Raw genomic sequence first — 21,972 nt, forward strand, 5'->3', positions numbered from 1 at the left:
AGCCTTCACCTCTCTTAAACTTAGTAACTAGTGCGTCCTAAAATAGCATCCATCGCTGCAGAAGTATTAAAAATGATTTGCTCCGAATAATGCGTATATGGCGGTATCATTTCTCCAGTAACATAATTGCTGTAGCCGATCTCTTGCAGTGCTTCCATAACAGCAGGATAATCCACATCCCCAGCAAGTAGATCAACAAATCCATGAAGTCCTCCGGCTGCCCGGCGGTAATCTTTGAAATGCACCTTCTTGATTCTATGGCCTAGAATCCGTATCCACTGCTCTGGATAACCAGAATGAACGATATTCCCTACATCCAGATAGGAACCTACATAATTGGAGCCTACAGCATCTATAAAAGAACGTAATTCGAGCGGAGACAGCAGGAATTTATTCCACACATTTTCAATCCCAATAGAAACACCCGCCATTTTTGCATCCTGAGCTAGATCACTGATCGCCTTCAAGGCTCGATCATAAGCTTTTTCATAATCGACTATTTCACAGCCCTCAATAAAATCCACACCAACCGCACCAGGAATGACAAGAATCGTATCTACGCCAAGTGTTGCTGCCAGCTCCAATTGTTTTTTACATACATCGATAGCCTTCGTCCGGTTCGCCGCGGATTCACTTGTCATGGCATATGACCAATATAGTCCTGTCGCCAGTCCTGCAATTTCTAACCCCATCTCCTGAATGGAATTTTTGATCTTAATAGCTTCTTTCTCAGTGGTTTGCAAGCCAAGTTCACCCGATTCATTCAAAGATAACTCAATTCCGTCGAAACCTGCCGCTTTAGCCAGACGTGCACATTCTTCGATCTCAGTACCTTCGCGAAACGACCAAATGTTTATTCCCTTTTTCATCTGAATCCTCCTCAAATTTGTTATTTTCCGTTTTTTAAGATTTTTCCCTAAGTGCGCTTATATCCTTGATTTATTTATATTATAATAGATTGTGAGTTGAATTTATTTAGGTGAACAAGAGATTTGTTGCACGATTCCGGTCTATTTAAAAATTCATTTTATACTGTATGGGAGGTTTATTCGTGGCTGAAAAAGAACCCCGTTATCCCCTGAGAAAACAGGTCCCCTCCCGGGAGTGGTCACCTGGCATTCACTACGCACAATTCCAAACCCTCTCACCTTGCCTCTTTCCAAGAAGAAGATTGTATGATTTCGAGCTGCTATACGTTCGCCAGGGGAAATTATCAACAAAGATGGATACGGAGGAATATATCCTGAATTCAGGACAACTGATATTTCTTTCTTCCGGGGTATATCATCAAAATGCGATTGTCTCAGATTCGGAAACCAAACTCATTGGGATCCATTTTGATTTTTTTGGGGAATCGATTATTACAAGCGATGAAGACATGCTGGTCAATGAGGAGGAGGTTATGGACGAGAAGTTTGCCTTGGAAGCTGTGACCGCTCCTTTTATGCCATTGTCACAGGAGCCCATTTATACCCCGCCACCCGAATGTATCCATGCGATGGAACAGCTCGTGCATGAATTTACGATGCGGCCTGCCGGTTATGAATGGGTCTGTCGGGGGTTACTGCTCGGCGTTCTAACCTCGCTGCTCCGAACACAAAGCTCCCGGAATACAGCCAAATCTTCCGTTCATACCGGGCGGATCAGAGCTTTAATCGATGAGATAGATTCAAAGCTAGCAGACCGCTGGAGCAATAAATCCATGGCTGGTGCCATGAATATGCATGAAGACCATTTCTCCAAGTTATTTCGTGAGGTGGCTGGCATGCCTCCTGGTGAATATCTCCGTTCCATCCGGCATCGAGAAGCACGCAAGCTGCTGCGCGAAACGGATTGGCCGATTGAACAGGTCGGGGATAAGGTTGGTTATCCTGATATCCATTATTTCAGCAGGGTATTTACTGCGAATGAGGGAATTTCTCCGCGGGCTTATCGCAAAATGTCCCGGATACTCTAGATACGGAAAACTCAAGATATCTCAGTCCAAGTAAGAAAAACTCCCAAAAACATTGAGGGTGATGGATTCTTCCTTATGATTCAAAAAGGCAAAAGCCCCCTTCCCTGAAAAATCGAAGAAGGAGGCGGCGAACGTTCGTGTTTTCTGCGTTAATGCAGTATGCGGGGACGGCTCTAAAACTAATTAGGGAAAAACTCCCTGAAAACAGCCAATATTCGCTCTAAATGAACGAAATCAGGGAATTCCTCCCTAATAATAAGAGGAATAACTATAATTGCTAACGAATCAGCTAAACTTTGGGGAGGTTTTCCCTGATTATTAGTCTGATGACCAAATATCCCGGAATTTCAGGGAGAAATTCCCCAATCACTCTATCGAAGCAGTACAATTCAGGAAAGTTGGAGATAACAGCAGCCGGAAGTCTAATTATTCGCCGTAGTTACGGCTGACTCTTAATGTGTGATCTCAAATTGAAACCACACACTTTCCATCCCACCCAACTCTATTTCTTGGATCACGGCGTTATCCATCAGGATCGTCGTCTTTTGGATCTCGGAAGTGTTATTTACGGCACAATATCGACCCGTCTCAGGATACGCGTGACATTCAACATTCGGATTCACTGAGAACCATGAATACAATTTCTCCTCTTGATGTGCGGCCCAAAAGATCGCTCGGCTGAGTAGTCTGGTATTCTGAATACTATAGGGAAGCCCCGCGATATAAACGCCCCGCCCCTGACCAAATGAGTTCACGGCAAGATTGCAGCTGCCTTGATGCACGTCCAATATTTCTGCTCCGGCCTCCGCTTGATAAATCATGGTCATCCCTTCACCATAATTAATCTCACCTTCCAGATCTTCCGTTATGAAATGACCCTGCACAGGCGTTACCTTGGGCTTATTGATGCTTGCTGTAAATCCAATTTCCTTCTGAACACCTAGAATATCCGCTAGTTGAAAAAGAACCCCTTGATGTTCATAAGCTGATGGATCACCAACCCCAATAAAACCGCCCCCTTGCTCCACCCACTCACGAAGTGTTGCCACAACTTGCGGATCGCTCCATTGATCTCCACCGCTCCAAGAGGTGTGTAAATCACCCGCGTTAATAATCACACCGATACTAGGATCAATCCCACTTAACCTGATGTCATCAAAGCTTATAAACTCAATGTCGAACGGCAAGCCCGCCAATGACTCTAATGCCCCTATGTAGGAGTAACATCTTTGATTCCATAATGAATGAGCCACTTGATGTGTCTGCCAGCTTCGAAGGGAGCCCCAAGTATTCAGAACCGCCACTTTAAAAGGAGCTTTAAAAGGCTGTGTCCCTTCTGCATTGGCATGAATCCCTTTGAACTGCTTCGCAATCTCTGTCACATGATCTATAAAATCCGGGAATTGATGCGCTAGACTTAAATATCCGCCATACCCCATCCTGCCAACTGGTTTACGCATGAGCGCACGCCGGCATTTGATCCAGATCGGCATGGACTCTCCGACAGGGTCTCCCCCTTCAAAAAAGATATCTGGAAAGAAGTAAGGATAGAAACGTGCCTCGGTATCCTTAATAGGTATATCCGCAATCATACGCGTTGTAACGCCATCTCCTGCTGCCCCTACCACTGCATCGAGCCCGATCTCCGGAAAATATTTGCCATAAGGCTCTGTGCCAGCCCAGTGATCCCCGAAGAACATAATCGCTTTCTTCCCGAAATCATGCACCATATCTACACATTGTTTCGCATAACCTGCGATGAATTTCTGATTGAAGTCCATCCAGTCCAGATATCTTTGGGTCGGGTTCTTAAATGGTGTGTTATATCGCCCCTCATCCACAAAATCTTCTGCAGTCAATCGGTACCCATAAGCTTGTTCGAATTGCTCTAACGCAAGTGGACTTACACAACTCAGATAGCCAAACCAATTCACCTGTTTCTCCTTACCTTCCTTGTTAAAAATCAAATCAAAATTATAAAAGAAGGTCGTAAAACGTACGATATCAGTCTTGGGATGTTTCTTCAGCCAATCCTCCAGCACCTTCAAAACATGCCCTTGAGCCTCGGGGTAACGAACATCCAACGGTAAACGATGCTCCTCATCCCAATCATTCGTGATGTGATTGTACATGGAGACCGGCTCCCATTTCTGGTAGGCCAAGAAACTGACCGTATACTTGTGAAATTGTACCGCCTGTTCAAGTGTGACAATTCCCTCTGCGTAACTCCAACATTCAGAAGGTAATACTTCTCCTGTAGTCCGGTTTACAACCTGCCAATATTTTTTTATATCCACATCTGTGTTAGGAATAAATTGCTCGGCAAAATAATCAGCCATAATATCGATGGCCTTCACCTTTGAAGTTACTATTACTGGAGCAGACATCAGATAAATCTGCTGTCTATATTGCGGATGCTGCTTCGCCCACTCGTTGTCCTCACGGACAAGACAAAGCGTTGAATAAATTTGCAGACCCATATCGAGAATGTCCTGCGATAGATTCGTGCCATCACTGTCACGTACGGCATCTACACCCCATCTTTCGACGAGATCGGCTATGACCTCTTCCATCCCTGTTTCACCAGGCAGTGTAAATCTTCCTTTGTCCACGTAACTTCCCTCCATATCTTTGTTGTTCAGCCCTTAATTCCGCCTGCGCTTATTCCTTGGAGCAATTGCTTTTGTCCTATCACATATAAAAGAATCGTTGGAATCAGCACTAGGATCAGCGCGGCAAAAAGTGCACTCCAATCAGTAGCATAACGTTGAACCTCAAAAAGATTGGCTAAACCTACTGGCAATGTTTTTTTGCTATCACTTTGAATTAAGACCAATGCCAGCGGATACTCATTCCAAAAGCCCATCGCTGCCAGCATACAGACCGTCACAATGCCCGGTTTAGCAAGCGGTGCAATAATTCTGACGAGCACTCCCGTGTTGCCACAACCGTCAATCTTAGCGGCCTCTTCATAATCTCTAGGGACGGACTTCAGAAATCCACTTAATACAAAGATGGCAAAGGGAAACTGCAGAACAGCATAGATTAAACTGAGCATTCCGCGATTGTCTAACATCCCGAACGAATTCACCTGCAGAAATAAAGGAACCATAATATAGGAGGCTTGCAGAAAAATACAGGCCATATAAAGGTTAAGGATTAGTTTGGAGCCCCAAAACTTAAATCTCGTTAAGACGTAAGCCATAGGAACCACAAAAATAACTAGAATCGCCGTGGATAACACCACAAGAAAGATAGAGTTCAGGAAATAACTCCCCATCTTGGATTTCTGAAAAGCACGTACATAGTTATCGAAGTGTAGGACTTGTGGAAAGGAGAAGGGGTCGGTCAGAAATTCTGTATTGCTTTTAAATGAGGCTAAGAGATTCCATACAAACGGATATAACAAAACAATGGTGGCTACAATCAGAAACAGCCGCGTAATCCAGTTGGCAATATTCATTTTTAGAAGACTCTGTTGATTGCTCGTCATCCTTCTCCCCTACCCTTCTGCTCGATTTGTAAGTAGTCTGGACAGAAAAGAAAGCACAAAGGCGAACACCAGCGTAAATATAGCTATAGCCATGGCATAACCAAAGTTCGCATTCTGGAAGGCCTGCGTGTACATGTAGTGGAGTAAAACAGTAGTTCCACCTGCCGGACCACCGCCAGTCATTACAGTTACAACTATAAAACTTAAATTGATCGTACCTGCCAGAGACAACACAAACGTAATGCCAATAATATCTTTTAGCAGAGGGATCGTAATACTGGTAAGCTTCCGGAAATATCCCGCACCATCAATAGTCGCCGATTCAAACACATCCGCAGAAATCCCATCAATCGCAGCGATGTACATGACCATATAATAACCAACCGCTTGCCAGATCAGTGTAACGGCTACACACCACAATGCTGTTCGGCTATCTCCAAGCCAGGGTCTGCTCAGTTGATCTAATCCGATGCTCCCCAGAATATTATTCAAAATGCCCATATTGGGATGAAACACAAAGGACCAGATAATTCCGACTACCGTCAAAGAGATGATACTAGGAAAGAAAAATACGGTTCGGTAAAATCCTCTTTCCTTCAGCTTCGTCTGCGTTAATAGAAAAGCGAGCACCAGCCCAAAAATCAACGTAATCACTGGCACGACCAGCATCAGTTTAAATGTATTACTCAGAGCTTTGAGGAACATCTCATCTTGAAACATATATTTATAGTTATCCAAAAAGATAAACTTGTTCTCATCACTCATCCCAGTAGCATCCGTAAAAGACATAAAAAATGCCCGAAAGGTTGGAATAATCATAAATACGAGGGTTAACAGGAGCGTTGGAATCGTGCATACCGCTATGAATAGCTTAGGATTTCTGGTTTTCGCTGTCCTAATCTTTGATTTCCTCTGTCTAGGAGCTACTTCTGCCAGCTGCATTTCAGACATCTTTCTCACTCCCCTTCATACAAAATGCATCCCGTTCATAGATAACCTTATCCATTCCTAACAGGATGCATTTGCATGAGATACTATAGATTATTTACTCGCCGCTTTCTCTTTACGAATCTGTGCAAAAGCTTTTTCCACATTATCCATCCATTGATCTGTGGTCATTTGGCCTGTCATCACTGGTGTGACCGTATTCTTGAACATTTCAGTGACTACACTAACCTTGGAACCCTTCGGTAACGATTGCCAGCCCTGTAGAATAGAAATGGAACCATTATAAGCCTCGAACATGTCATAGACACCTTTAGTCAAAAATGGCTTAGACAGCTCCTTCGCATCGTTAAGCGCATACGCCCCATTCGCTTTTTCCGCAAATAGTTTTACAGACTCATCGGTATACAGGAACTTTAAGAATTCCTTAGCGAGCTCAGGATTTTTGGCCTTAGCAGGGATGGAGAATTGCTCGTAGCTGGAAAGCACATACTTCTGATCGCCTTTATTGAACACAGGTACTGTTGTCATCCCAAATTCAAACCCATTTTCTCTAGGTGAATCCTTCATTTCATTTTCCATCCAGTTCCCGTTTACGATAAACAAAGCTTTACCCATCATCATATCGGTCTGCGACTGTGTATGGTTCAAGGCAACCGTGCCGTCCATCAGATAACCGTCTTTAGAGATTTTATAGAAAATATCCAGTACTTTTTTGATCGTGTCGTTCTTAAATGAACCTTCCTCATAAGCAAAGACTTTATCCAGCGTTTCTTTTCCCCCCGCACTCGCAATGGCCGGGTAGAGAATTTCCTCCAAATAATCCGGATAGATGCCTTGGTAAGTGAATAAAGCCCGCTTCGTTTTGGTTCCATCTGCATTAACCAGATAGTTCTCCTCTTTGTTCAGCTCATCCCCTAAAGCAAAGAACTCCTCCCAAGTCTCAGGAACACTCCAGCCTTTTTCTGTGAACAGTGTTTTATTGTAAATCAAGCCCATCGGTCCAGCATTAAAAGGTGCGAGGTACGTCTTTCCATCTTGATAGGGCTGAAATCTTGTACTGTCCAGCATCCCCGGTAGAATCATATCCTTAAGCGTCTCCTCTTTCTCAAGCGCTTTGCTTTCAAATACATCGCTGATATCTAGCAGTCCTTTTTCTTTAATCAATGAAAGCACGATGCCACTTTGCTCTGTATCTGTAACGGATAGGAAGTCGGGAGGATTACCCGCAACAATCTGCGGCCGGATTACTTCACCAACTTTAGGATTAATCGTCATGTTCACTTTCACACCTGGATAAGCACTTTCGAATTTGCTGACAATTTCATTCCAATAATCCGCACCATATCCCCCTTGGAATACAGCAATGCTAAGTTCCTTGTTATCAAAATCTTTAGCAGGTTCTTCTTTAGTCTTCCCGGCGTTCGTTGTACTTGTAGCTTGCGCGGTGCCCGCAGCTTTCGTTGAATCTGATTCATTAGAGGCAGCAGGTTTATTATTGCTGTTCCCACAGCCGAGCAACCCCACACCTAGCAGCATCACTGCTAATAATGTACTCATAGTCTTTTTCATAAACGCCCTCCTTAAGATATTCTTGTAAACGCTTTTTTAATAATTTAAGTATAGAAGGATTTACGCTATATTTACATTTACAATACAAACCTACCTATGTATTATCTTATCCATCTTCCAATGCGAGCTCGTATAAGCTTATTCATCAGGATCACATAACCTGTAAACTTAGCCGTTAACGGAATGGATAATATTATCCATTCCATAGATTATTCTCACTTTTCGCCGCTGCATATATATTCCATTGTTCTTTTTATGTTAACTTGTAAGTAAAAGATAGTGAATGGGAGGTCATCCACCTGAGTCGACGCAAAGGGAAGCTGCATTTTCCTAATCCTCCGCAAATCATGCGCAAGGTTAAAATTCAAAATCGCTTAACCGTCATTTTCTTAATCGTATCCGTGATCCCAATCATCTTTATAGGTTTCTACTCCTACACCATTTACTCCAAATCTATTAACAATAAATTAAGTAAATCCACATTTCAGGCTTTAACCCTGCTTAATCGAACGATGTTAAGTGAACTTAACAACTATCAATATCTTGCAGGCTCTGTTTCTACCAATAGTATTATTCAGGAGCGTTTATCGGCAGCACCAAATGAACCCGCTCCTAGCAATGCTGCCATTAATCATGCCATGGACAATTTATATAGAACCATCTACCCCGGATATGTCCAGAACGTTCGGGTCATCGACGCCAAGAACCAACCTATTTATGAATTAGGCTACGATGGCATCCCCAATCCTAAGTATGAAGAAATTATGAAACAAGTAGAGCTCAATGCCCCTTATGACAGTCTTAACTACGCAAAAAGCTATCGCGCTTACAATACCATTGTCCTGGGCCGGAAAATTTTTGATCAAGATGACATTGGCGTTCCCTTAGGTCATGTGTTTGTTTTTATTGGTGGGGAGTTATTTTCAAAAGTCATTCTTTCCAGTGTGGATTTAGGTACAGGTTCCAGTCTCCTTATTATGAATAGGGAGGGAAAAGTAATGTCCTCGAATCAAAAGGATACTCCGCTAGGAGAACCCTATTATAAAGATGAACTTTTTAAGCAAATCAAGACACAAGAGGCAAAGAAAAACCATTCCTTCCAAGGCATGGTCAATGGCAAAATGCAGCAAATCTCCTATATTAACAATAATCAATTAGGCTGGTACATGATTTCTACCGTGCCCTTCTCTTATATCAATTCAGAGACAAGTAAAATCACCACTGGACTACTTATTGTTGTCAGCATCATTGTAGTCGTGTGTATTCTAATTATTATCGTATTGTATAAAAGCATCCTGAAACCAATCAAACAAATCATCGTCTTCTGCAATCAAATTTTTTATGGTGATCTATCGAGCCGGATCGAAGATCACAGCAACGATGAAATGGGCGTGTTGGCCAATAGAATTAACAGCATGGTCAGTAGAATGGAACAGCTGATGAAGGATCAAAAGAAAGATCTGAAAAGAAGACGTTCGCTCGAATTGCAAATGCTGCAATCGCAGATTAATCCTCACTTTCTTTTTAATACACTTAACTCCTTACGATGGCTGGCGATGATTAACCAGGTTCCCGTCCTTAGCGACGGCATCTCCTCACTAGCTGAATTGCTGCGTAGTACCATTATCGATCAAGATGAGCAAATCACCATCAAGCAGGAGCTGAACAATCTGGATCATTATTTTGCCATTCAAAAAATACGTTATGCCGACAGGTTCGACATTGAATATGACTTGGATGAGTCTTTATTACAGAGCATGATCCCCAAGCTCATCCTGCAGCCGATCGCAGAGAACGCGATTCTTCATGGAGTTACAGATATAGGAGGAAAAGTTCTAATCCAAATTAAGGTATACGCAAAAAATGAATACACCCTTATTATTGAGATCATCGATAACGGAAAAGGGTTTGACACCACCAAATCTGAAAAAGCTGACAATCTGTCGGGTATCGGAATTTCAAATGTGGCCGATCGCATTAAACTTCAATACGGTGAGAGTTACGGGCTGTTCATCACAAGCTCAATGGGTCATGGAACCTGCTGCCGCCTAATTATCCCTAAACAAACATACGAACTTAAGGGGTGATACTATGTATCCTATGTATAATGTAATGCTAGTGGATGACGAACCTATTGTTAAAGTCGCGCTCAGAACCATGATTCCATGGGAAGAGCTTGGATACATGATCTGTGCTACTGCCTCTGACGGAGTTGAAGCCTTAACACTTGTAGACAAGTTTAATCCCCATATCATCATTACAGATCTCAAAATGCCTAATATGGATGGTCTGCAGCTGATAAAAGAACTGAATAACAGAGGGTTTGCAGGAAAAATTCTGGTGGCGAGCAACCACGGGGAGTATGAGTTAGTTCGTGAAGCCTTAGTGCTTGGGGCTATAGATTATATGCTGAAGATTAGTATGAAAACGGGGGATTTGATCCATTTGCTGGAGAAATCTACGAAGCTAATTCAAGAGCAGCTTCAATCTAGGCAGCAGCAGGAGACCCAAACACAGTTATTACAGCACAATTTAAAAAGCGTGAAAAATGCGCTGCTAAAAGATTATTTCACCGATCCTTATTACGATGTGCAGCAGCTTGATCAGCATGATGCTATAAGTTTCGCTTTCAGCGAAAGCAGCTGTTATTTATTCTACGTGACTTTTGAGCAGAATAACGCCACCCAAAACGAAAGACAAAATCACATCTCCGTATCCTTTATTGAAAACATTATCTTGGATATCTTGGAGACCGTAGATCAGTTAGAAATTATTCAGCTAGAATCTAATGGGCTGCTGCTTCTAATCTCCTGTGATACCTTAGACGATCATCAAATTATCCGCACAGACTTTATCCAGAGGGTCATTCGGTTAATCAAAATGTATATTTCTATCACCCCTACTATTGTTTTTTCTGATCCTGTACGGGGATATGCTGAAGCAAAACGAACTCTAGAGCGATGTAAAGAATCCTTGCAAATCCAATTTTACAACGAAATAACGATTATAGATCCAAAGGATGTCCATTTAAAGGATACGCTGGACTTCGAGGATGTACATGATTTCTCGACGCAATTAATTCAGAACTGGAAGCTTTCAGGGGTTGAAGCCGTTAATCAAGCAACTCAGCAATTTCTCGACACCTGTAAATCCAAGCAAATTAATCCTGCTGAAACCAAAAAGTTCATCGTAAATTGTCTGCATTATCTTCCCTTATGCGATGCTCATCTCATTGTCGAGGATCCGAAGCTTTTGAAGACCTATATAGAAAATATCGCCAGCAGTAAACGTACCACTGACGTTCTATCTATAATGGAGCTTGTGTTCCAACTATTCTCCCATCAAAAGCAACAGATCGTAACTACACACAATAGAGATGTTAAACAAGCGATTGACTATATCAACACACATTATCAGAAGAAGCTCACCTTATCTCTGATTGCCAAGCATGTCAACTTAAGTGAGAACTATCTGTCCAGAATCTTCAAAGAAGAAGTGGGGCAAAGCATCATTCACTACATTAATACTGTGAAAATGGAAAAAGCTGCAGAATTAATACTTAAAGGGAATCCATACATTAAAGAAATTTCCACGCAAATCGGTATACACGATCAATTTTATTTCACCCGGTTATTCAAAAAACACTTTGGTGTTAATCCTAGTGAGTATAAGAATCACGTTCAGGCCACGCTTGGTTCAGAAAATTAAGACCATTCAAACTCTTTTTATTGGAACGCGGTTCCTGATTTTATGATCCTTTCACAACCTGAATGTTATTGATGAACCCTTCTTTAGGTGCAAATATGGAATTAAACAACAACTCTTTGTTTAACCGCTCCAGCTGCAGTAGATGATGACGATAGTGCATTTCAATAAGTAGGAACCATTCCTCCGCGCATAGTCCACCGAATCGCGGGTGAGATACGGTATTTTGTTTGGACGCTTTTTCAAGAGAGGGTTCGATCTCTCTCATTCTTTGAATGACTGTACGTAACCCTTGAATTAATTGTTCTTTGCTCTCCGGCTGCTCCGGCGTATATTGGGCGGAAGGCGGAACCTGAATACGAATGGGCGGAAAGCTTCCTTGCGCAAATATAGCCGCACCATCCTCAGTTTTCCCCACATGAGCTACTAAGGGATCTTGGTCTAGCACAAGGCATTGATTAATATTACGAAGCTGCATATACAGCGCCGAGTTAATGAGATGCTGAAACATCTGTCCGATGGACCAGGCGTTTTCACTCGGCTTTTGCTTCAACTGCTCCAGATTGAATCGCTCCAATTCTTGAATATAGTATGTCGCAGTTTCTTCAAATCGTTGTAAGACTTCTTTTGTTGTAATCATCATATATCAGCTCCTGTAGTCATTGATGGTCCAAGTATACAAAAACGCTACTGACAGCGTTATGTCAGTAGCGTTTTAACATTATTTCTATTTCATTTCTAACCTGATCACGGAAAGATTCGGGCTCCAGCACAACCATACCGCCTCCCCAGCCAAGCACCCATTGCAGCAATTCCCCTGGCTCGCGAACGCGAAAAGTAACAAGTACCCCCTCCGCATGCTCCTCAATAGTTTCCATATAGAAATTATTTGATTCCCTTACCTTATCGGCTATGTCAGCTTGGACTAAGATAAGCACATGAACGTTGCGATCATCAGGAGGTTGGTATACCTCCAGATGAAAATCTGCTGGCAGTATAAATTCATCTTCCAGATTAATAAGCTCCCTCATTCGGGATAACCGGAAATGACGGATGTCTTGACGCAATTCACACCAGGCGATGAGTACCCATGACCCGTGATGAAGCACAAGTCCATAAGGAGCAACCGTACGAATACTTTGACGGTTCCCATCGGCTTCGGCGATTCTTTTGGAATAACGAAATCTTATTTTCCTTCCCTCCAATATCGCTCCACGAATGGCTTCCAAACATGCCTTCTCTTGTATGGGTGCTATATCTTCTGCGGATGCAAATAAACGAAAACTTTTGCGAATCTGTGATGCTTCACTGCGGATAGCTTCCGGCAGGATGGCTTCTATCTTTGCTTTAGAACTTCTAGCCTTATTACCATAGTGTGCATCAAACCGCTGCTCGATAAAATCAGTTCCGATAAGCAATGTCACTGCTTCGTCCAGCGTGAAACTAACGGGTGGCAGGAAATACCCCTCGATTAAGGAGTAACCCTGTCCTGGCGCTCCTATAATGGAAACGCCCGCTTCACTCAGTGCCTGAATATCCCGATAGATCGTTCTTACGCTCGTTTCAAACGTAGCAGCCAAATCCTCCGCCCGCAACATTTTGTTACGCTGCAGTTCAAGCACTATAGCTAACAACCGGTCCATTTTGTTCATACGACTCCCCCTCCCCGAACAATCTCATCAACAGCTCGTCGATACCCACCCGAGTTCCGAAACGATTCACTGATATTGGAGACAGCTTTTTTATAAGATAAATCGCTTAATATATGATCTACTGCTTCTCGTAGTTGAGTTGCAGTTAAACTTTGCATTTGTAACTTAATGCCTGCTCCGACATGGACGACTTGATCCGCAATTATTGGCTGATCCGCACTTTGTGGAATTACAATTAGCGGAACCCCGTAATAAAGCCCTTCATTGATACTGTTCATTCCACCATGTGTAATAAATAACTTTGTGTATTGCAGTATATCCGTTTGTGGAACATAATTTTTCACGAAAAAGTTTTGCGGAATTCCCCCTAAATCAGTGATTTGGACTTTATCTCCAATTGACATCACAATAGTGTGCTCCGTGTTCCCCAATGCTTCAATACAAAGTTTATAGAATTCAATGGCTTGGTTAAAAACTGTGCCGAGTGAAATGTAAATTGGACTTTTCCCCTTAATTGCCATGAGGTCGAAGTTTTCTGGAGCTAATCGTGAAGAGATGGAGGGTCCTACAAAGATATAAGACGGGTCGAAAGCTTCTCCCTCAGGTTGAAACTCCCTAGTTGTATAAACGATAGTAAGTGGGGCAGGATTACAAAACACTTCATAAGGGGATTCGATGTCCACATCATATTTGCCCTTCACCATTTGCGTCAAGCTTTGGAATTTATCCTTTATAGGATTAGTTACTTCTGCAGGAACTGTAGTATAAAATTGTTCTAACATTTCATCGAATGCTGCTTTTGTCTGCGCAAAAGAAGTACAGGAGCTAATGGCCGGAAGCCTAAGAATTTGAGCTAACAAACGTCCACAACCAAACATAGAATCATGGATGATGTAATCAAAATGCTCCCCTTTGATCTGTTCAAGAACGCTTGGAATAACTATATTTGCCGTAAGTAAAAGACCGTTGATTCTTTCGAGTACATAATTTCTTCCACCTGAGATAAAAGCTTGTATAAATTTCTGATCGTCAAATGTTCGTACTGTAGCCCCCGTCATCTCCATACGTTCTCTATAAGCTTCTATACAAAAGTACACTACCTCTTCGCCACGAGAAATAAGCTCTTCCACAACGCCAATCGTGGGATTAATATGTCCCTCTGATCCACCATTAATAAATAACACACGCGCCAATTGTAATCCTCCTTAACTATAAATCATTTTTATATTAGATATTATAAACATTAATTTTACTTATATCGCTCTAAAAGGGTATAGTAATATAGGCTTTAAAACCATTTTAATAATATAGAGTATACCCTTATTAGAGGAGAGATCATATTGGAAAGAGTAGTTGGAACAGTTGTACGTGGACTTCGCGGACCTATCATTAACAATGGGGATAACATTGAAGAAATCGTAGTTCAGACGGTATTGAATGCAGCAACAGTCGAGGGTTTTTCGATCGAAGATCGTGACATTGTGACCGTAACTGAATCCATTGTTGCTCGGGCACAAGGAAACTATGCAACGATTGACAATATTGCTGCTGATATAAAGGGGAAATTCGGCGAAGAAACTGTAGGGGTCATTTTTCCAATCCTTAGCCGTAACCGGTTTGCTAACTGCTTACGCGGTATTGCCAAAGGGGCACAAAAAGTAGTCCTAATGTTAAGCTATCCAGCTGATGAAGTAGGCAACCACCTTGTAGACATCGACGAACTAGATGCTAAAGGTATCAATCCATGGACAGATGTATTAACAGAAGCTCAGTTCCGTGAGTTTTTCGGCTATATTAAGCACCCATTCACAGGGGTTGACTATATTGAATATTATAAAGGTTTAATTGAAGCTGAAGGTGTGGCTTGTGAAGTCATCTTCTCCAACAACCCAAAAACCATTTTAAACTATACAAAAAATGTATTAACTTGCGATATTCACACTCGCTTCAGAACCAAACGCATTCTCACAAACAACGGTGCTGAAAAAGTATTTGGCTTGGATGATATTCTTACACAATCAATCGATGGCAGCGGCTTTAACGAAGCTTATGGTCTGCTAGGATCAAATAAAGCAACAGAAGAAAGTGTTAAGCTATTTCCCAATAACTGCCAGCCTATCGTGGATGGTATCCAAGCAAAAATCAAAGAAATTACAGGTAAAACTGTAGAAGTTATGGTTTATGGCGATGGAGCATTCAAAGATCCAGTCGGAAAAATCTGGGAGCTCGCAGATCCAGTTGTCTCCCCTGCTTACACTGCCGGACTTGATGGAACACCAAATGAAGTAAAATTGAAATACTTGGCCGATAACAACTTCTCTCATCTTCGTGGTGAAGAGTTAAAACAAGCCATTTCTAAATACATCCAGAATAAAAATGATGATCTAGTTGGTGCGATGGAAGCCCAAGGGACTACACCTCGTAGATTAACTGACCTGATTGGATCATTATCTGATTTGACTTCTGGTAGTGGCGATAAAGGAACACCAATGATTTATATCCAAGGTTATTTCGATAACTATACAAAATAAGAGTAGTACAACAAAGGGAGTCTCTAAACGAGGCTCTCTTTGTTACTTTCTGGGTTATAATAAAAGCAAACAGCGGCAGGCGGAGGATACTATGAACATAAGAAGGATTAAATATTTTATCGATCTCGTGGAATGCAGAAATTTTACGGAAACAGCTAAAAAGAACTATGTTTCGCAGACCACCATTAGTCAACAAATCGCCGCGCTTGAAGAGGAATTCAACATTCAATTAATTGACAGAAAGCAGATCCCTATCGAGCCAAGCAAAGCCGGATGGCTTTTCTATGGCGAAGCTCTCATCCTCTGGAAGCAATATAACCATATGAAGCTGAGCATGGAAAACTTTCAAAAGTATAATACGCAATCCCTGAGTATCGAATATGCGGCGATGACGGATATCCAAAGTTTGTTGAAATTGATTCCCTCGTTTCAGGATCATCATCCGAATATTAAGCTGGAACTGAATAAAGTATTGCTAAAAGATATTGCAGAATACTTGCTAAAAGGGATTTACGACGTGGCTATTGCCTTTGATTCCGAGTTTCAGGGAAAAGAGGACATTGTAACCTATCCCTTATATAAGGGACGTTATTGTGCGGCTGTGAGTCATCACCATCCTCTCTTTCATCATGAATCGATCGCCAAAGAGGAGTTATATGAACATCCCCTAGTCATGCTGAATCCAACAGCTATTGGAAACTCTTATCATCTAATGATCCAGCATGCAATTGAAGACGGCTATCAGCCGAATATTCTTCGAACCGCAGACGATGTGGAGACAGAATTGTTTTATATCATCACGGAGAATTTGATTGGCTTTTTCCCGGATAACTATCAGCTCGCTTATCTTCAAGATGAAGTCCGGCTAATTCCTTTAGATGATTCACACCATACCTTTGCAATCGAAGCAGGTTATCTCAAAAATAATACAAACCCGGCCTTGCCCTCCTTCCTGCAACAAATCCAAATTGGATTTAGCAATCGACCATAAGTTTTATGTGTTAGACTATGTTCTTTTTTTCACATACTATAAGGGTATAAATCATATCCACAAGGAGTGACAACGATCATGGGTAAATTATTGTTGACTGGTGTCGATGGAAATCTAGGGAAGCAAGCTGCGGAATACTTGTTGGAGCTGGTAGATAAAGACCAAATCATTTTTTGCGCTTACGATCCGGCATGTTTGAAAGAATATGCGGAACAAGGGATTGAAACACATGTGACCAACTTTAATAACAAGGAAGGCCTTGCCGAAGCTTTTGCTCATGCCGATAAACTCGCTCTAATCTCCATGCCTTTTGTTGGAGAGAAACGTCAAAATGCACAAAAAAATGTGGTTGATGCTGCAAAAGAAGCTGGAGTCAAACAGATCATTTATACTTCTTTGGTCAACGCAGCCGATGAAAGCAATCCAAGCGTAGAAAAAATTGACCATGTGTATACCGAACGTTATATTCAAAGCGTTGGGTTAGACTATATCTTCCTTCGGAATTCCCAATACGCGGAAGCCATGATAACCAATTACTTTACGTATGTGAAGGGTGACGGGGTATTAACAAACAATCAAGGTGACGGTAAAATGGCTTATATCTCGCGGAAGGATTGCGCAAAAGCCGTTGCGTATGCCCTAGCCTCCAATAACTATCAGGAAGCGATTCTAAATATCAACGGGCTTGAATTGATGACAATTACCGACTTCATTAAGATTGGTAACGAAGTAACGGGCAATCATATCACCTACAAAGAAAATACGGATGAAGAAAATTATGCCGTATTCGAAGCAATGGGCGTGCCTAGAACCACCGATGGTGCATTTAAAGAAGGCTCCGAAGCACCCTTTTCTTCAGAAGGTATGGTTACTTTCGGACAAGCTATTCGTGAAGGAAAAATGGATGTTTATACGGACGACTTCAAACAACTTACTGGTCAAGACCCTCTGACCGTGAAATATATGTTTGAACATGCCGATGAATTCCAGGTTGGCGAAAGACACTCTAAAGACAATTAAAAGCTGCCACTCTTACTTCTTAGGCTAAATCACCCCCGTTTATTAAACGGGGGTGATTTCTTTTATATTGAGCGTGGCACAAAAACTCCGTAAAGCTCAATCATATGCTCGCCCTGGAGATAATCAGGGAATTCCTCCCAAATATTCTGAGGATTCTGGTCACCAGACTAATAATCAGGGGATTCCTCCCTGAAATTCGACTGATTTGACGGTAAATCTTGATATTGCTCTGTTTTTAGGAAGTTATTCCTTTATTTCATTCATTTAGAGCAATTATCGGCTTTTATTAGGGAAGTTTTCCCTAATCCTCCATCACAGTATAGATAGAACTGGCCAAGTATATCGGTAAACTCGCTGTAGAACAAAATGCACCTTTAACCGTACGGATGAACATCCGAATGGCTAAAGGTGCATTATCTTTATCTCTGTCTACTTTTTAATTAGAGTTAGTTCCAGATCTCTTCAGCAATTTCTTTAATATAAGCAAGCTTACGCCATTGCTGCTCTTCAGTCAGGTGGTTGCCTTCTTCCGTGGAAGCAAAGCCACATTGCGGGCTAAGGCAAATCCGGTTTAGATCAACATATTGCTTCGCTTCCTCAATACGCTTCAGAATATCCTCCTTGCTTTCAAGCTCACCAAATTTGGATGAGAACAGACCTAACACAACCTGCTGATTGTCTTTCAAGAAGCGCAATGGCTTGAAGTCGCCTGCACGTTCGGTATCAAACTCCAGATAATAACCCGAGTAGTTATTGATATTAAGAAGCGTTTGCGCGATAGGCTCGTAACCTCCACCTACTCCAGCATAAGTCGAAACATAATTGCCCCGGCATACATGGGTCGTTACAACAAGATCTTCCGGCAGACCGGTTACAACTTCCTCATTCAATTTTGCAAGTTCGCTTGCATATTCAGCTACGTTCACGCCAATCTGATTCATAAACGCTATAAACTGTTCGTCGCAAAGCGCTCCCCACGTACAATCGTCGATTTGAATACTGCGGCAGCCCGCTGCATAGAAGGCAAGAATCGATGCTTTGTATGCTTTGGCAATATCCGAGATAAGCTCTTCGCGATTCGGGTATAATTCATTTGTGCTTTCTTTGTTTTCCGCCCGATCTAGCTCGAACAGGAATTGTGCAGCCGCAGGAATCGATTGACGCGCAACAACGTCCTCACCAGCAGCATCTTTTAAAAATTCATAATGCGAAACAAAAGGATGGCTGCTGTAGCTTATTTTCCCGGTCAGTCGGGCTGTTTCTGGTCTGGACTCTGCACCGTTAAATTGGTAACCTTGGTCAATAATTGTCCGATCTACACCGTCAAGTCCCCAGAAGAAGTCGAGGTGCCACCAAGAGCGGCGGAATTCACCATCGGTTACCGCTTGAAGACCCACCTCTTTTTGTTTCTGCACGAGCTTAACGATTTCGTCGTTCTCTACTTCCTTCAACTGCTCGGCAGTAATTTCACCATTCTTGAATTTTAATCTAGCCTCTTTCAACGCTTGGGGGCGCAGGAAGCTGCCCACGATATCATATCGAAATGGAGTAACGGTTCGTTTTTGGGGTTTGGTCTGAATGCTCATATATTAATCTCCTCGTAAACAAATTATTAGAATTAATATAGCATAACCGACTGACTATACCGATCTACCAATGCGCTATGGCAGGTTATAAGTATTAACTATAGCTAGATTCAGCGTGATAATTAGAAGGGCATGCCAAAAAAGAAAGAGGCGCATGAGTAGCGCCTCTTCTTTAACAAATCATATCGACGGATATTACATAGTAATTAAACTCCGCAGTAACCTCGAACCCAACCGACTGATATAGGGATAATGCATTTCTATTTTGAGTGACCACGCTAAGACGAATCTGAGTATTCTTCTGATCTCGCAAGATTTTAACTACCTCTGAAAGAATTTCACGACCGTATCCTCTGCCTTGACACGAAGGAAGCACACAAAAATCATGTATAACCGCAGTATTTGTATCTAAATCATTGACTCTGATCATCCCAACCGGAATCATGTTGTCCACAGCAATGTAAGTAATCCGTGCCGGTTCTCTTGTACGAGTTAAATAATTCCTAGTCCAGGACTCTGAATTACCAAAGGCTTGTGATGAACATTTAACCATGAACTCTAAATCCAGATCTTCTTCCAATCGCACAACTAAACCGGAGTGGCTTGATCCAGCGATTTGTGCCCGATTAAAAACCATGAGGAATTCAGACGGTGCTCTCCTTAAGGCTTTCTATACCCACCCTCAAACTTGACCTGTCGGACGTCTTGCAAAGTTGTTCTAATATCCGGATTTGGTCAATGTAATGCTTTGAAAAGTCTTTCATTATACTAATGTTATATTCTTGCATCTAGTACCCTCATTAAGAAGGAAATACGCAGTTTATGGACGAGTAGGCGTTATCCTTCTAAATTCTGTCCACCTAATGATAGTTACCAATGGAACCGCCTCCTAAAAGTCAATATCTTCACTCTAAACCAGGGTAATCATAAAACAAACCTTATAACTAAAAAAATGACGGCAATTATAGCCACAACGATCAACAGATTGGTTACCTCGCTCCAAAATCCAGGAACGCCTTCAGTATGATATTTTTGCGCATTTACATCATGGTTTGCTTTATGGCCTCCAGGGTCCGTCATATTGGGATTAGGTCCTGAATTAAAAAAGTCAGACATAAAAACAACTCCTTTCCATGATTATAAACCATATTATACCAGTTCATTACCATTTAAACGACAAATTAATGCCATATTCAGTAGATCGTTTGTCGGAGGCTCTTGGGAAGATTTTGGACAACCCTATCGTAAGAATGATCAATCATTAAATAGATATCCGACTCTGGTAAGGAGCCATCCAAAACAATCGTATTCCAGTGTTTTTTGTTCATGTGGTATCCTGGCCGAACGCTCTCATGCTGCTCTCGCAAGTTCCCTGCAATCACCGGATCACATTTTAGATTTATGTAAGCAGAATTCCCCTTATTCTCAAAAATAAGCGCGAACATTTTACCGGCAATCTTAATCACCAATGGATCGAATCCGAAAGGATAGTCCTTTGTTGCTCCGTTCTTTTTTAAACAGTATTCAATAATATTATGGGTCAAAATCAGTCCCTCGCCTTCTCAGCCTAACCAATTTGGGAATAAAAATAAGATAAGTGTTCCTTTGATAAGGCTTTATCGATTAGTTCTTTATCATAGCCATTTTTTTGTAATGCAGCGATAATCGCTTGTGTCCTATCTGATCTTTTTCGTCTTAAATTAGATTCTAACTGTATTTCTAACGGAACCGTAGGAATAGTATACGGTCCGATCTCCACGTTTTTGAAATGGCTCCAAATGAATTGTCCACCTTCCCATATCCCCCCACCATCCATAGAATCAGGAATTCCAGCTGAATTGGAAATATGAACAACCTCCACCTTAAATCCATCGATTATCCAACTCCCTTTTGTCCAAGAAAATCCCGAAGAAAAGGTTTGAGTGAATGTAGGTTCTTCTAAAGAAGATAACCAGTTATCCCCATGAGGAAATTCACATTTATCCAAAAGGGAAAATTCTTTAAGAAGTTCTGCAAATTGGTCAAGCCCTTCCTTATTCCTTGTATAAATATCAACGTCTCCTGGGGTCATTTCACAGCCCTGAAGAACCGAACCGACCGAGCCAACCAAGATCCATTCTAAATTCGAATTCATTTTGGATGAAAAATAAAGTTCACATACCTTTGACAAAGCTTTTTTCCAGCTAAACATAACTTCACCCCAAATTAACTAGTAAGTTCAAGTGCACGAAACCTGAATAACCTCAAATACGTTAAAGTATTATACAAATCCACAGGAGGTTTTTAAAATGAGATACAGTGCTGCAGGCGCACCAATAATCTGTCCTTGCTGTCAAAACGATACTTTTGATCTGGATTATAAACTGCTTAACACAAGCGGCGCATCATTTTTAGGCTTTGACTGGGCGAACAAAAACGCTGCCATCCTTATTTGTAAGCGATGCACCCATATTTCATGGTTTATGAAAGAACCAACATCTGATTAGTGTTTGGTAAAAATAAAGTATTAGACTGGATCCA

Annotated in this window: 20 protein-coding genes; 7 read left to right on the forward strand and 13 right to left on the reverse strand. The window is 41.7% G+C overall.

Going from position 1 to position 21,972, the window contains the following annotated elements; all coding sequences use genetic code 11:
• Nucleotides 1–20: 20 nt before the first annotated feature.
• On the reverse strand, nt 21–869 hold the full coding sequence (locus MKY54_RS22560) for a sugar phosphate isomerase/epimerase family protein (protein ID WP_076130236.1): 849 nt from the start codon (nt 867–869) through the stop codon (nt 21–23).
• 182 nt (nt 870–1,051) lie between these two features.
• On the opposite strand from MKY54_RS22560, the gene MKY54_RS22565 reads away from it, so the two are divergent.
• Nucleotides 1,052–1,957 carry an AraC family transcriptional regulator gene (locus tag MKY54_RS22565; protein WP_339188001.1) on the forward strand — a complete coding sequence of 302 codons (906 nt, stop codon included), beginning with the start codon at nt 1,052–1,054 and terminating at the stop codon, nt 1,955–1,957.
• Between the two features lie 452 nt (nt 1,958–2,409).
• Here MKY54_RS22565 and gnpA read toward each other — a convergent pair whose 3' ends face one another.
• The 4 genes from gnpA to MKY54_RS22585 all read right to left on the reverse strand — a co-directional run bounded on the left by gnpA (nt 2,410) and on the right by MKY54_RS22585 (nt 7,967).
• Nucleotides 2,410–4,569, reverse strand: coding sequence for a 1,3-beta-galactosyl-N-acetylhexosamine phosphorylase (gene gnpA, locus MKY54_RS22570; protein ID WP_339188003.1), 2,160 nt, complete (start codon nt 4,567–4,569; stop codon nt 2,410–2,412).
• 26 nt (nt 4,570–4,595) lie between these two features.
• Nucleotides 4,596–5,450: a carbohydrate ABC transporter permease gene (locus MKY54_RS22575; protein ID WP_339188005.1), complete on the reverse strand. Its 855-nt coding sequence runs from the start codon at nt 5,448–5,450 to the stop codon at nt 4,596–4,598.
• Between the two features lie 9 nt (nt 5,451–5,459).
• The gene (locus tag MKY54_RS22580) at nt 5,460–6,401 is read right to left on the reverse strand and encodes a sugar ABC transporter permease (RefSeq protein WP_244886367.1); all 942 of its coding nucleotides are present in this window, start codon (nt 6,399–6,401) and stop codon (nt 5,460–5,462) included.
• Nucleotides 6,402–6,491: 90 nt separating this feature from the next.
• Complete coding sequence (locus MKY54_RS22585; protein ID WP_339188007.1) at nt 6,492–7,967, reverse strand: carbohydrate ABC transporter substrate-binding protein; 1,476 nt, start codon at nt 7,965–7,967, stop codon at nt 6,492–6,494.
• A 347-nt stretch (nt 7,968–8,314) separates the two neighbouring features.
• Here MKY54_RS22585 and MKY54_RS22590 point away from each other — a divergent pair, with 347 nt between their 5' ends.
• Both MKY54_RS22590 and MKY54_RS22595 read left to right on the forward strand, forming a co-directional pair.
• A complete protein-coding gene (locus MKY54_RS22590; RefSeq protein WP_076130231.1) occupies nt 8,315–10,054 on the forward strand; it encodes a sensor histidine kinase in 1,740 nt (579 codons plus the stop codon).
• A 4-nt stretch (nt 10,055–10,058) separates the two neighbouring features.
• Entirely contained in the window at nt 10,059–11,675 is a 1,617-nt protein-coding gene (locus MKY54_RS22595) for a response regulator (RefSeq protein WP_076308959.1), read from the forward strand.
• 40 nt (nt 11,676–11,715) lie between these two features.
• Here MKY54_RS22595 and MKY54_RS22600 read toward each other — a convergent pair whose 3' ends face one another.
• From MKY54_RS22600 to MKY54_RS22610, 3 genes are all read right to left on the reverse strand, one after another.
• Complete coding sequence (locus MKY54_RS22600) at nt 11,716–12,309, reverse strand: DinB family protein (RefSeq protein ID WP_076302727.1); 594 nt, start codon at nt 12,307–12,309, stop codon at nt 11,716–11,718.
• Nucleotides 12,310–12,376: 67 nt separating this feature from the next.
• Nucleotides 12,377–13,324: a YafY family protein gene (locus MKY54_RS22605; RefSeq protein WP_076130229.1), complete on the reverse strand. Its 948-nt coding sequence runs from the start codon at nt 13,322–13,324 to the stop codon at nt 12,377–12,379.
• Nucleotides 13,321–14,517: a macrolide family glycosyltransferase gene (locus MKY54_RS22610; RefSeq protein WP_339188010.1), complete on the reverse strand. Its 1,197-nt coding sequence runs from the start codon at nt 14,515–14,517 to the stop codon at nt 13,321–13,323. The genes MKY54_RS22605 and MKY54_RS22610 overlap by 4 nt, the downstream gene beginning before the upstream one ends.
• A 147-nt stretch (nt 14,518–14,664) precedes the next feature.
• Here MKY54_RS22610 and MKY54_RS22615 point away from each other — a divergent pair, with 147 nt between their 5' ends.
• The 3 genes from MKY54_RS22615 (at nt 14,665) to MKY54_RS22625 (ending at nt 17,866) form a co-directional block, all read left to right on the forward strand.
• Complete coding sequence (locus tag MKY54_RS22615) at nt 14,665–15,855, forward strand: coenzyme F420-0:L-glutamate ligase (RefSeq protein WP_076130227.1); 1,191 nt, start codon at nt 14,665–14,667, stop codon at nt 15,853–15,855.
• Between the two features lie 91 nt (nt 15,856–15,946).
• The gene (locus MKY54_RS22620; RefSeq protein ID WP_076130226.1) at nt 15,947–16,846 is read left to right on the forward strand and encodes a LysR family transcriptional regulator; all 900 of its coding nucleotides are present in this window, start codon (nt 15,947–15,949) and stop codon (nt 16,844–16,846) included.
• 78 nt (nt 16,847–16,924) lie between these two features.
• Nucleotides 16,925–17,866 (forward strand): NAD(P)H-binding protein, encoded by a 942-nt coding sequence (locus MKY54_RS22625; protein ID WP_076217959.1) that lies wholly within the window; start codon nt 16,925–16,927, stop codon nt 17,864–17,866.
• Between the two features lie 446 nt (nt 17,867–18,312).
• Here the strand turns inward: MKY54_RS22625 and MKY54_RS22630 are convergent, their stop codons facing one another.
• The 5 genes from MKY54_RS22630 to MKY54_RS22650 form a co-directional block, all read right to left on the reverse strand.
• Complete coding sequence (locus MKY54_RS22630) at nt 18,313–19,452, reverse strand: 5-methyltetrahydropteroyltriglutamate--homocysteine S-methyltransferase (RefSeq protein WP_076302690.1); 1,140 nt, start codon at nt 19,450–19,452, stop codon at nt 18,313–18,315.
• Nucleotides 19,453–19,624: 172 nt separating this feature from the next.
• Nucleotides 19,625–20,089, reverse strand: a complete 465-nt coding sequence (locus MKY54_RS22635) for a GNAT family N-acetyltransferase (RefSeq protein ID WP_339188015.1) — start codon at nt 20,087–20,089, stop codon at nt 19,625–19,627.
• A 287-nt stretch (nt 20,090–20,376) separates the two neighbouring features.
• Nucleotides 20,377–20,568 (reverse strand): hypothetical protein, encoded by a 192-nt coding sequence (locus MKY54_RS22640; protein WP_076130223.1) that lies wholly within the window; start codon nt 20,566–20,568, stop codon nt 20,377–20,379.
• Between the two features lie 77 nt (nt 20,569–20,645).
• On the reverse strand, nt 20,646–20,996 hold the full coding sequence (locus tag MKY54_RS22645) for an MmcQ/YjbR family DNA-binding protein (RefSeq protein ID WP_076217962.1): 351 nt from the start codon (nt 20,994–20,996) through the stop codon (nt 20,646–20,648).
• Nucleotides 20,997–21,019: 23 nt separating this feature from the next.
• Nucleotides 21,020–21,643 (reverse strand): hypothetical protein, encoded by a 624-nt coding sequence (locus MKY54_RS22650; protein WP_076217963.1) that lies wholly within the window; start codon nt 21,641–21,643, stop codon nt 21,020–21,022.
• Nucleotides 21,644–21,740: 97 nt separating this feature from the next.
• Here MKY54_RS22650 and MKY54_RS22655 point away from each other — a divergent pair, with 97 nt between their 5' ends.
• Nucleotides 21,741–21,938: a hypothetical protein gene (locus MKY54_RS22655; protein WP_076130220.1), complete on the forward strand. Its 198-nt coding sequence runs from the start codon at nt 21,741–21,743 to the stop codon at nt 21,936–21,938.
• The last annotated feature ends 34 nt before the right edge of the window (nt 21,939–21,972 follow it).

The organism is Paenibacillus sp. FSL P2-0121, from assembly GCF_037975345.1.
GTDB lineage: Bacteria > Bacillota > Bacilli > Paenibacillales > Paenibacillaceae > Paenibacillus_AQ > Paenibacillus_AQ odorifer.